The organism is Streptomyces sp. NPDC006743 (assembly GCF_040703815.1).
Lineage (GTDB): Bacteria > Actinomycetota > Actinomycetes > Streptomycetales > Streptomycetaceae > Streptomyces.
The window spans coordinates 1-12,045 of record NZ_JBEYJA010000025.1; the positions used below are offsets into that span (position 1 = coordinate 1).

General features: G+C 74.0%; 8 protein-coding genes. 4 read left to right on the forward strand and 4 right to left on the reverse strand.

What is annotated here, in order from left to right:
- Positions 1-62: 62 nt before the first annotated feature.
- On the reverse strand, positions 63-2,099 hold the full coding sequence (locus ABZ719_RS20965; protein WP_366726687.1) for an NPCBM/NEW2 domain-containing protein: 2,037 nt from the start codon (positions 2,097-2,099) through the stop codon (positions 63-65).
- Between the two features lie 190 nt (positions 2,100-2,289).
- Here ABZ719_RS20965 and ABZ719_RS20970 point away from each other — a divergent pair, with 190 nt between their 5' ends.
- Both ABZ719_RS20970 and ABZ719_RS20975 read left to right on the forward strand, forming a co-directional pair.
- Positions 2,290-2,484, forward strand: a complete 195-nt coding sequence (locus tag ABZ719_RS20970; protein ID WP_366726688.1) for a hypothetical protein — start codon at positions 2,290-2,292, stop codon at positions 2,482-2,484.
- Positions 2,485-2,664: 180 nt separating this feature from the next.
- Positions 2,665-3,711 (forward strand): NUDIX domain-containing protein, encoded by a 1,047-nt coding sequence (locus ABZ719_RS20975; RefSeq protein ID WP_366726689.1) that lies wholly within the window; start codon positions 2,665-2,667, stop codon positions 3,709-3,711.
- A 144-nt stretch (positions 3,712-3,855) separates the two neighbouring features.
- Here ABZ719_RS20975 and ABZ719_RS20980 read toward each other — a convergent pair whose 3' ends face one another.
- Positions 3,856-4,572: an MBL fold metallo-hydrolase gene (locus tag ABZ719_RS20980; RefSeq protein ID WP_366726690.1), complete on the reverse strand. Its 717-nt coding sequence runs from the start codon at positions 4,570-4,572 to the stop codon at positions 3,856-3,858.
- Positions 4,573-4,665: 93 nt separating this feature from the next.
- Positions 4,666-6,018 carry a dipeptidase gene (locus ABZ719_RS20985; protein WP_366726691.1) on the reverse strand — a complete coding sequence of 451 codons (1,353 nt, stop codon included), beginning with the start codon at positions 6,016-6,018 and terminating at the stop codon, positions 4,666-4,668.
- Positions 6,019-6,233: 215 nt separating this feature from the next.
- Between ABZ719_RS20985 and ABZ719_RS20990 the strand changes: the two genes are divergently transcribed.
- On the forward strand, positions 6,234-7,496 hold the full coding sequence (locus tag ABZ719_RS20990; protein ID WP_366726692.1) for a geranylgeranyl reductase family protein: 1,263 nt from the start codon (positions 6,234-6,236) through the stop codon (positions 7,494-7,496).
- A gap of 787 nt (positions 7,497-8,283) precedes the next feature.
- Here the strand turns inward: ABZ719_RS20990 and ABZ719_RS20995 are convergent.
- A complete protein-coding gene (locus tag ABZ719_RS20995) occupies positions 8,284-9,060 on the reverse strand; it encodes a maleylpyruvate isomerase family mycothiol-dependent enzyme (protein ID WP_366726693.1) in 777 nt (258 codons plus the stop codon).
- A 273-nt stretch (positions 9,061-9,333) separates the two neighbouring features.
- Between ABZ719_RS20995 and ABZ719_RS21000 the strand changes: the two genes are divergently transcribed.
- Entirely contained in the window at positions 9,334-11,877 is a 2,544-nt protein-coding gene (locus ABZ719_RS21000) for an ATP-dependent Clp protease ATP-binding subunit (protein ID WP_366726766.1), read from the forward strand.
- The last annotated feature ends 168 nt before the right edge of the window (positions 11,878-12,045 follow it).

Genomic DNA, 12,045 nt, shown 5'->3' on the forward strand with positions numbered 1-12,045 from the left:
CACCGCAGCCGGTGAGGAGCAGGGCCCCACCCCTTCACCGTCCGGTGCACGGCGTCAACGGCTCAGCACGTCAGCCGGGCGTTCGCCCAGTCGCCGTGGTCGGAGTCGGTGTTGTCGCCGCCGTTGGTGACGACGAGCCGGACGACCTCGGCGCCGGTGACGTCGGCGCTGACCGGCTGGGCCGGCATGGCGTTGGTGAGGACGCCGGTCGAGGCGGCCCTGGTGCCGTCCGCCCAGATCTCGAAGGAGACGGTGCCCTTGGCGCCCTTCTCGTCGTCGACACCGACGTCCGCGGTCACCTTCGTGCAGGCCTTGCCGGTGTAGTACGTGACCTCGCTCGGCGCGTGGGTGCCGAGCCCCTTGGCGTACACGACCCCGCCGACGGTGATCGGGCGGCCGTCGCCCGCGGCGCTCTCCCCGTTGCTGGTGTTGCGCTCCACGGGGCCGTATCCGTTGGTGGCCGACATCCAGGGCAGGTCACCGAGGTACGACGTCCCGGAGGGCGGCGGTACGACGACCGACGCCGTGACGGTCAGCGTGCCGGTGGCACGGGCCGTCGCGCCCACGGCACCGTAAGCCGCCCTCAGCGTCAGGTCGTACGAGCCGGTCGGCGTCCCCTGCGGGGCCGTGACCGTCCACCGCGTCTTCAGAGCGCCCCCCGTGGGGACGGCGTGGGCGCGGGCGGAGGAACGGGCCCGCACCGTCCAGCCCTCGGGACCGGTCAGCGAGACGGACAGGTCGCGGGCCGAGGTGCGGCCGAGGTCGGTCACCGTGCTCGTCAGCGTGGTGGGGCTGCCCGCCACGACCAGCGGCGAGCCGTCCGTGGCGAGTTCGACCGCGGGCGGGTTCTCGCTCCAGTGCCGGTCGGGCGAGACGCGCACCAGCACCGTGCCGTGCGCGGGGACCGTCGCCGAGATCGTGCCCGCCGTGTTGTAGTCCCGGTGCTGCCACAGGTCGCGCAGGGTGTAGGCGGCGGCGTGCGGCAGGCCGACGGCCCGGGCGGTGGTGGAGACGCGCTGCGGGGTGCCGGTCTCGTTGAACAGGGCCACCGCGCGGCTGCCGTCCTTCATCTCCTTGGCGACGACCCAGCGGCCGTCCTGCGAGGAGACCACGGAGCCCTGCTTGCCCAGCGGGTCCTGGTCCACGGCGATGACGTCCCGGTTGGCCAGGATGCCGAGCGTCTCGGGGGACGCCTTGCGCAGGTCGGAACCGATGAGGAGCGGCGCGGCCATGACCGACCACATGGAGAAGTGGGTGCGGTACTCGGTGTCCGTCATGCCGCCGTTGCCGACCTCGAGCATGTCGGGGTCGTTCCAGTGGCCGGGGCCGGCGTACGGGGCCAGCGGCAGGTTCTTCTTCAGGATCGACAGCATCGAGGACCACTTGTCCTGGATGTCGTGGGTCGTGCGCCACAGCTGCCCCACGCCGGCCGCCCACTCCCAGGGCTTGTTGTCGCCCCATTCGCAGATGCTGTAGACGATGGGCCGGCCGGTCCTCGCGGTGGCCTGCTCCAGGGCGTCGTGCATGGTGCGGTAGCGCTGCTGCGCGTCCACGCCCTGGTTGTTGCAGTTGTCGTACTTGAGGTAGTCGACGCCCCAGTCGGCGAACTGCCGGGCGTCGCTGTACTCGTGACCGAGCGCGCCCGGGAAGCCGGTGCTGCTGCAGGTCTTGGTGCCCGCGCTGGTGTAGATGCCCAGCTTGAGGCCCTTGGCGTGCACGTAGTCCGCGACCGCTTTGATGCCGCCGGGGAAGCGGACGGGGTCGGGGACCAGCTTGCCGTCCGCGTCGCGGGCGGGCAGGGCCCAGCAGTCGTCCAGGTTGACGTACTGGTACCCGGCGGACTTCAGGCCCTTCTCGACGAACAGATCGGCGATCCCCTCGACCATGGACTGGTTGAACTCCGGCCCGCAGTGGGTGGAGTTCCAGTTGTTGAAGCCCATCGGCGGGGTGAGGGCGAGCCCTTCGGCCCGGGCGGGCGAGGCGGTCCGGTGCTCCTGGGCCACGGCGACCGAGGGGGCCGCGCCCCCGAGGGTGAGCAGCGAGGCCGTGAGTACTCCGACGACTCTTCGACGGGAGGTGCGCGTGTGCGGCTGACGCATCGTGAACGTTCCTCCGAACTCCCGAAAGATGGGATGACTTCATGTCCGCGTCATCGTGTGCGTTTACGGTAGGACCTGTCGGACTGTGTCGGAAGGGAACGCCACGCTTGTTCAGCGGTTGTTCGATACGCCGTCACGGCCCCGGTGCGGGCGGCCGTGACCAACGGCGCCGCCGGCCGTTGAGGAGGGCATGAAGAAGCGCAGCATGCTCGCCCTCGCCTCCCTGGCCACCGGATTCGTCGTGGCCGCCGTCTCTCCCTCGCACGCCGTCGACCACGACGCGCTCGGGGACTTGGGCGTGAAGGACACCGTGGGCGCCGTGGACCACCTCGTCAGCCACGAGAGCCTCGCCGTGGACGACGACGCCCTGGGCGCGAACAGCTGAGGGAGGCGGCGGCACGGCCGGGCCCCGGGGCGGCGCGGCCGGAGCGGGCACGGCCGCGGAACCCCGGTGACGGCCCGTCACCGGGGTTCCGGTCCGTCGGCCGCCGCCCTCATCTGGGGCTGGTTTCCGTGGCAGGGTGGAGCGGGCAAGCCACAGGGGGCCAACAGAAGAGGGGGACCAGTGACCGTCGTCTGGATCAACGGCACGTTCGGTGCGGGAAAGACCACCACCGCACGGGAACTGATCGACCTGATCCCGAACAGCACGCTCTTCGACCCCGAGATCATCGGCGGCCTTCTCACGCGCCACCTCCTGCCGCCCAAGCACCTGGCCGAGGCAGGTGACTTCCAGGACCTGCCCATCTGGCGGCGGCTGGTGATCGACACGGCCGCCGCGATGCTCGCCGAACTGGGCGGCACCCTCGTCGTCCCGATGACCCTGCTCCGCCAGGACTACCGCGACGAGATCTTCGGGGGCCTCGCCGCCCGCCGCATCGGCGTGCGCCATCTGCTCCTCGCTCCGGCGGAAACGATCCTGCGTGAGCGGATAGCGGGCCGTGAGGTCCCGCCCGGCCTGCCCGACGGCGACCTGCGCATACGCCAGTGGGCCTACGACCACATCGAGCCCTACCGCACCGCCCTGGCCGGCTGGCTCACCGCCGACGCCCACCTCATCGACACCAGCGCGCTCACCCCCTACGAGACGGCCGTCCGCATCGCCGAGGCCGTCGGCAGCGGCGCCGTGCCCGCCTGCGACATCGTGCAGACACCCGAACCCACCGCCGAGACCGTCGCCTCCGGTGTGCTCCTCTTCGACGAGCGGGACCGGGTGCTGCTCGTCGACCCCACCTACAAGCCCGGCTGGGAGTTCCCCGGCGGCGTCGTCGAACCCGGCGAGGCACCGGCCCGCGCCGGGATGCGCGAGGTCGCCGAGGAGACCGGGATACACATGGAGGAGGTGCCCCGGCTGCTCGTCGTGGACTGGGAACGCCCCGCGCCCCCCGGCTTCGGCGGGCTGCGCCTCCTCTTCGACGGCGGCCGGCTCGACTCCTCGGCGGCCGCCCGGCTGCTGCTGCCCGGCCCCGAACTGCGCGACTGCCGCTTCGTCACCGAACGCGAGGCCGCCCGGCTGCTCCCACCGGTCCGCTACGAACGGCTGCGCTGGGCCCTGCGGGCCCGGGAACGGGGCGCGGCGGTCTACCTGGAGGCGGGCGTGCCGGTGGGCTGAGGGCCGGGCCCGGGCGGACCGCGCAGGCCGAAGACGAGGTCGGCGCCGGTGCGGCGGCGGCCTGGACCTGGTGCGTCACGCCCGTGCCGGTGGTGCGTCCCGCCCGGCGCCGCCCGGCAGTCGCGCCGGACGGCGGGGCGTCCGTCAGACGGACGTCCGGTAGCCGTCCGCCGAGCGCCGCAGCGCCTCGCCGGCCCCCTCGGTCACCGGAGCGCCGTGTCCGAAGCAGGCCACCTCCGTGTCCAGCGCGGCCAGGCGCCGGAAGGACCGCACGACCCGGTCCCGGTCGAGATTGAACACGCCCAGGGCGACCGTGCCGTCCACCGGCGAGGCGGCGACCGCGTCGCCCGTGAACAGCACGCCGTGGCGCGGCAGATGCAGCGCGATGCTGCCGTCGGTGTGGCCCGGGGCGGGCACGACACGGGCGCCGCCGCCGAAATCGAGGACAGCGGTGTCCGACAGCTCGCTGACCCGTGGCGGGCGGACCGGCTCCCCCTGCGGGAGCTGCGCGAGGGCCGCCGCGTGCAGGGGGCGCTCCCAGTCCTCGTAGACCGGCGGGGGAGCGGGCACCTCGCCCCGGACGAACGGCGCGTCCAGACGGTGGACCAGCACCTCGGCGCCGTACGGCCCGGACAGTTCGCCCGCCCCGCCCATGTGGTCCTCGTGGAAGTGGGTGAGCACGATCCGCCGCAGCTCGGCGGGGTCGCGCCCCAGGGCCCTGATCGCGTCGGCGATCGGGGCGCCCGCGCCCTGGGGCCCGGCGTCGACGAGCGTCAGCCCGTCCTCGTCGGACCACAGGTAGGCCTGGCCCACGGGAAAGCGCAGCAGGTGCAGTCGGGGGAGGATCTCGACGACGTCCACGGCACGACCGTAGAGAGACCCCCGCCGCGCGGCGAGGGCCCTCTGCTGTCGGCAGAGCGGACGCTCGCGCTCCCGCTCCCGGACGCTTCCGGCTCAGCCCGCGTAGTTGCGCAGGAACAGTGCCTCGGCGACCGACAGCCGCTCCAGCTCCTCGGGCGAGACGCTCTCGTTCACCGCGTGGATCTGAGCCTCGGGCTCGCTCAGGCCGATCAGCAGGATCTCCGCCTGCGGGTAGAGCGCGGCGAGGGTGTTGCACAGCGGGATGGAGCCGCCCTGGCCGGCGTACTGCAGCTCCTCGCCGGGGTAGGCGACCGCCATCGCGTCGGCCATCGCCTGGTAGGCCGGGCTGGTGGTGTCGGCGCGGAACGCCTGGCCCTGCCCGATCTGCTCGGTGCTCACCCGGGCACCCCACGGCGTGTGCGACTCCAGGTGCGCCTGGAGCAGCTTGGTCGCCTCGCCGGCGTCGACGCCCGGCGGCACCCGCAGGCTGACCAGCGCGCGGGCGCCGGCCTGCACGGACGGGGTGGCGCCGACGACGGGCGGGCAGTCGATGCCGAGGACGGTGACGGCCGGACGGGCCCAGAGCCGGTCGGCGACGGCGCCCGAGCCGATCAGCTCCACCCCGTCCAGCACCTTCGCGTCCCTGCGGAACTGCTCCTCCTCGTACGCGAGACCGTCCCACACCGCGTCGGCGGCCAGGCCGTCGACGGTCGTCGAACCGTCCTCGGCGCGCAGCGAGTCCAGGGTGCGGACGAGCGCGGCCAGCGCGTCGGGGGCGGCGCCGCCGAACTGGCCCGAGTGCAGGTTCCCCTCGAGGGTGTCGACCTGGACGCGGACCAGGGTCATCCCGCGCAGGGTGCTGGTCACGGTGGGCAGCCCGACGCGGAAGTTGCCGGTGTCACCGATCACGATGGTGTCGGCCGCCAGCAGCTCCGGGTGCTCCTCGGCGTAGCGCTCCAGGCCGCCGGTGCCCTGCTCCTCCGAGCCCTCGGCGATCACCTTGACGCTGACCGGTATGCCGCCGTTCGCCTTCAGGGCGCGCAGCGCGAGCAGGTGCATGATGACCCCGCCCTTGCAGTCGGCCGCGCCGCGCCCGTACCAGCGGCCGTCGCGCTCGGTCAGCTCGAAGGGCGGCGTCGCCCACGCGGCCTCGTCCAGCGGCGGCTGTACGTCGTAGTGGGCGTACAGCAGCACGGTCTTGGCGCCCTCGGGGCCGGGCAGGTAGCCGTACACCGACTGGGTGCCGTCCGGGGTGTCGAGCAGCGCCACGTCGGTGAAGCCCTCGGCGCGCAGGGCGTCGGCGATCCAGTTCGCCGCGCCCTCGCTCTCGCTCCTCGGATACTGGTCGAAGTCCGCCACCGACTTGAAGGCCACCAGCTCGGCCAGTTCCGCCCGGGCCCCGGGCAGCAGGGAGGCGACGGTCTCGGCGACCGGATGCGACGACATGGGCACGCTCCTTGTGGGTGCGACATTGCACTCTGAGCACCTTGCCGGTGCTCTGTGAGCACTTCTGTGTTCCGGATGATCGTGTCAGCGCGGGCGCGTCCACGTGCGCGGGTCGCGTCCGCTGCCGATCCTCCCACAGCGGACCTGGCGGAAACCCGCCGTAGGATGCCAGGGACAGCAGCGGCAGCCGGGTTGATCTGGAGCGGTAGACCATCGTGAGCAGCGAGAACTCTTCGGCGGACGACGTGCAGCAGGTGTGGGACGTCGTCGTGGTGGGCGCGGGACCCGCGGGGGCCTCGGCCGCCTACGCGGCGGCGGTCGCGGGGCGGCGCGTGCTGCTGCTGGAGAAAGCGGAACTGCCGCGGTACAAAACGTGCGGCGGCGGGATCATCGGTCCCTCGCGCGACTCGCTGCCGCCCGGGTTCGACCTCCCGTTCAAGGACCGGGTGCACGCCGTGACGTTCTCCCACAACGGCCGCTTCACCCGCACCCGCCGCTCCAAGCAGATGCTGTTCGGGCTGATCAACCGGCCCGAGTTCGACCAGCAACTCGTCGAGCACGCGCAGAAGGCGGGCGCCGAGCTGCGCACCGGCGCCACCGTCTCCCGGGTCGAGCAGCACGGCTCGGCGGTGCCGGACCGGCGGACGGTCGCCGTGGTGCTCCAGGGCGGCGAGACGGTCCTCGCCCGCGCCGTGGTCGGCGCCGACGGCAGCGCCAGCCGCATAGGGGCCCACGTCGGGGTCAAGCTCGACCAGGTGGACCTCGGCCTGGAGGCGGAGATCCCGGTCCCCGAGACCGTCGCCGACGACTGGCGCGGACGCGTCCTGATCGACTGGGGGCCGATGCCGGGCAGTTACGGCTGGGTGTTCCCCAAGGACGACACGCTGACGGTCGGGGTCATCTCGGCCCGCGGTGAAGGCGCCGCCACCAAGCGGTACCTGGAGGACTTCATCGCCCGGCTGGGCCTGGCCGGCTTCGAACCGAGCGTCTCCTCCGGGCACCTGACCCGCTGCCGGGCCGACGACTCCCCGCTCTCGCGCGGCCGCGTGCTGGTGTGCGGGGACGCGGCGGGGATGCTGGAGCCGTGGACGCGCGAGGGCATCTCCTTCGCGCTCAGGTCCGGGCGGCTGGCGGGGGAGTGGGCGGTGCGGATCGCCGAGGCGCACGACGCGGTGGACGCCCGGCGCCAGGCCCTGAACTACGCGTTCGCGATCAAGGCGGGGCTGGGGGTCGAGATGGCCGTCGGCAAGCGGATGCTCGCGGTCTTCGAACGCCGCCCCGGCCTTTTCCACGCCGCCCTCACCGGCTTCCGCCCGGCCTGGAAGGCGTTCAAGGACATCACCCAGGGCTCGACCACGCTGGGCGAACTGGTCCGCAACCACCCGGTCGCCCAGCGCGCCCTGACCATGATGGACCGGCGCCAGGCGGTGCCCGCCGCCCCGGAGACCGACGCGGCGGAGGACACGGTCGGTCCGTGACGGCGTGAGGGCGGGACGGCGCCACCGCGGGACGCGGGGAGACGGCGTGCGGTCCTGCGCGCCCGAGGAGACCGGGCCCCATGTCGTCCTGTCCGGGGGCGCCCCGCGCCGGGCCGGACGCGTGAGCCCGGCCGGCGTGCCCCGGTCGCCGTGCCGAGGAGCGTCCGGCGCCGCGCGGGGGGCGCCCACGGAGTACGGGTGATCGCAGCGGCGGGCCGACGCGCCCGGCGACGGCGCAGGGCCTGGCGTGGCGGGCACGGAGGTGCAGCGCGTACGCGAGGGCGGGCCGCCGCGGTGGCGGCGCGGCGGGCCCCCGGGGTGACACCGCACCGGCGAGCGGGACCGGCCGGCGCCCGCCGGCCGCGGCCCTCCACCGCGCTCTTCACCGCCTTCGTCGTCCTCGGCACCCACTTCGCCGCCCACGGCAGGCAGGGCCCCATCAGGAACCGGACGCGTACGCCTACGTCTACGCCCTCCAGGCCGCGTGGCTGCCCGACCCCTGCTGTGGCGCCGGCGGTACCCGGCGCTCGTCGCGTACGGCACGGCGGAGGTCACGCCGGCCCGCTTCGCCGCCGGACATCCGTCCGGGCCCGTCCTCCTGGCCGTCGCCGTCAGCCGCTTCAGCGCCGTCGTCGCCGGGCGGCGCCGGGCCCCTGGACGTCCCCGGCACGCCGGTGCGTGGAACTCGGTGCCTGCGCGACCGGGCCCAACGGGTCGCCCTCGCCCACGAGTCGGGACTGGTCCGGCCGGGCCGGCTGGGCCGAGACCGCGGGCGTCCCCCCGCCGGTCAGACGATTCCCGAGGTCGTCCGCCACAGGGCGGCCAACGAGGCGTCCCCCGTCACCCGCGGCACCGGCACCCGGTTCCACAGCGCCAGGTACAACTGGCCGGCGGGACCGGAGAGTTCGGCGTCGGCGGGGGCGTCCGCGCCGCCGCCCCGTTCCGTGACCGGCGGTCCGTCGGACAGCCGTACGGTCCACACCGCGTCGTCGTCCGCCGGCCCCGCGCCGCCGGGCACGTCCTCCGCGCGCACCCGCAGCACGCTCGGCCGGGACGTGCGGACCCTGCTGCGGGAGCGGGCGTGGAAGCCGCGCAGCAGCTCGTCGATGCCGTCGACGGCGAACCGGGCGCCGACCGGTGCCGGGGTCCCGCCGCGTGCCGCCTCGGCGTCGAAACGGTGTACCGCCGTCTCGTGCGCCTGACGCCGGGTCCAGAAGGCCAGCGGAGAGGGCGAGGGCAGGGGCGCCGGGTGGAACGTCCAGCACGCCACGTCGGCCGGGGCCCGCTCCAGGGTCTCCACGAGACGCCGGTGACTGTCGCGGTACCAGTCCACCAGAGCGGCACCGTCGAGGAGCGGGGGCTCACCCATGGGCCGCGGCGAGGCATGCGCGTCCGCGACGAAGGCGGCGGCCCACCGGTGCACCACGCCGGTGTGCCGCAGCAGGTCCCGCACCCGCCACCCCGGGCACGGCGGCACCGGCGCCCCGGTCCCCGCCTGCTCGGCGGCGGCGGCCAGCGACCGGCCCTCCCGGTCCAGGGTCTCGAGGAACTCGGCAGTCTTCATGGCGCGAAGTGTGCCGGACGGCACCCGCTCCCCGGGAGGCGGTCCGGCCACCGGACACCTCTGGCCGGCGCCGCACCCGGCCGCCCTCCCCGGCACGTCGGCACGGCACGGCACGCGGGCGGCTCTCCCGGTTGACACCGGACCGGCTCCCGGCACCCGCCCCCGGGGCCGGGCGCCCGGTACGACACCGGGTCGGCGTATGCCGCGTTGCGGTGGGCCGAACGGTGGGGTGGGCTGGTGAGGACTCATTTCCCCACGCTGCGGACGGCGATCATGACGATGTCCCCCTTCGGCGCCTCGTTCGGTGGCCCGGACCCGTTCTCCGAGATCCTCAACCGCTTCTTCGGCATGACGCCGGGGGCCTCGCCGCCGCAGGTGCAGAGGGTGCCGATCGGGCGGCTGCTCACCGAGTCGGCGCAGGACCTGATCAACCGCGCCACCGGGAAGGCGGCCGAGGACGGCAGCTCCGACCTGGACACCGAGCACCTGCTGTGGGCCTGCACCCAGGTGGAACCGGCCCGCGGCCTGCTCGCCCAGGCCGGCGCCGACCCCGAACGGCTCGCCGCGGACCTCGTCCGGGCGCTGCCCGGGGAGAGCGGCACGCCCTCCGCCCAGCCGGGCCTGACCCCGGCGGCCAAGCGGGTGCTGCTGCGCGCCTACGAGCACTCGCGGGCGGCCGGGGTGTCGTACATCGGGCCCGAGCACATCCTGGGCGCCCTGCTGGACACGCCGGGCGCGGCGCCCGACCGGGTCCTTGCGGCGCACGGCATCGACACCGAGCAGGTGCGCCGCGGCGCCGAGGCGGCGGCCCGCAACGAGGGCGCGCCCGGCGGCACCGACACCCCGAGCGACACGCCGACCCTCGACCAGTACGGCCGCGACCTGACCGAGGAGGCCCGCGCCGGGAAACTGGACCCGGTGGTGGGCCGGGCCCAGGAGATCGAGCAGACCGTCGAGATCCTCTCCCGCCGTTCCAAGAACAACCCCGTGCTGATCGGGGAGCCGGGCGTCGGCAAGACCGCGATCGTGGAGGGGCTGGCGCAGCGGATCGTCGCCGGGGACGTGCCGAGGACCCTGGAGAACAAACGGGTCGTCGCCCTGGACCTGACCGGTCTGGTCGCCGGCGCCCAGTACCGCGGGCAGTTCGAGGAACGGCTGAAGAACGTCATCGACGAGGTCAAGGCCGCCTCCGAGTCGACGGTCCTGTTCCTGGACGAACTGCACACCGTCGTCGGCGCGGGCGCCACCGGCGAGGGCTCCATGGACGCCGGGAACATCCTCAAACCGGCCCTCGCCCGCGGTGAGCTGCACGTCGTCGGCGCCACCACGCTCGCCGAGTACCGCAAGTACGTCGAGAAGGACGCCGCCCTGGAACGCCGCTTCCAGCCCGTCATGGTGCCGGAGCCGAGCGTCGAGGAGACCGTGCAGATCCTGGAGGGCCTGCGCGACTCCTACGAGGCCCACCACCAGGTCCGCTACAGCGACGACGCGCTGGCCGCCGCCGCCGAACTCTCCGACCGCTACGTCAGCGACCGGTTCCTGCCCGACAAGGCCATCGACCTGCTGGACCAGGCAGGGGCCCGGGTACGGCTGCGGTCCCTGGGACGCTCCACCGAGGTCGCCGAGCGCGAGGACCGGCTGGCCAAGCTGCGCCGCGAGAAGGACCAGGCCGTCGCCGCCGAGGACTTCGAACGGGCCGCCGAGCTGAAGGACCGCATCACCGAGGTCGAGACCGAGCTGGAGGGGGTCGCCGAGCGCCGCGAGGGCGTGCTGGAGGTGACGGTCGACGACATCGCCGACGTGCTGTCCCGGCGCACCGGCATCCCCGTCGCCCAGCTCACCGAGAGCGAGAAGGAACGGCTGCTGAAGCTGGAGGACGCCCTGCACGACCGGGTCGTCGGCCAGGAGGAGGCCGTCACCGCCGTCGCCCAGGCGGTACGCCGCAGCAGGGCCGGCATGGGCGACCCGGACCGGCCCGTCGGTTCCTTCCTCTTCCTCGGCCCCACCGGCGTCGGCAAGACCGAACTGGCCAAGGCACTGGCCGAACTGCTCTTCGGCGACGAGAACCGCATGGTCCGCTTCGACATGAGCGAGTTCCAGGAGAAGCACACCGTCTCCCGGCTCGTCGGCGCCCCGCCCGGATACGTCGGCCACGAGGAGGCCGGCCAGCTCACCGAGAAGGTGCGCCGCCAGCCCTACAGCGTGCTGCTCTTCGACGAGGTGGAGAAGGCCCACCCGGACGTCTTCAACACCCTGCTCCAGGTCCTGGACGACGGACGCCTCACCGACGCGCAGGGCCGCACCGTCGACTTCCGCAACACCGTGGTCGTCATGACGTCCAACATCGGCGCCCAGCGGATCCTCGCCCACCACGGAGACGTCGCCGCCGTCAAGGACCAGCTGATGGAGGACCTGCGCGGCCGGTTCCTGCCCGAGTTCCTCAACCGCATCGACGACATCATCGTCTTCCACGGCCTGGGCGAGCAGGAGCTGAACCGGATCGTCGACCTGCTGCTGGACAACAGCCGGCGGCGCGTGCGCGCCCAGGGCCTGGAGCTGCGGGTCACCGACGCCGCGAAGAAGCTCCTCGTGGCCCACGGGCACCAGCCCGAGTTCGGCGCCCGTCCGCTGCGCCGCACCATCCAGGCCGAACTGGACAACCGGATCGCCTCCCTGCTCCTGAGCGACTCGGCCGACCCCGGGGACACGATCGTCGCGGACGTCGAGAACGACGCTCTGGTGTGCCGCGTCGAACGTCCGGCGCCGTCCGACGCCAAGGTCTACGCGGAAGGGGACGGCATGGACGCGGCTTCCTGACAGGGCGCCGCGCCGGTCGCGGGCCGGTGGTCGCCGACCCTGGATCGCGGGTCGTGGACCGGCGGTCGCGGGGCGTGGACCGGCCGGAACGGTCGCGGGCGGGTGGCGGGCCGGAACCGGTCGTGGCCGCCGGTGGGCCGGCCCCGGTCGGCGGCCGGTGACCGGCCG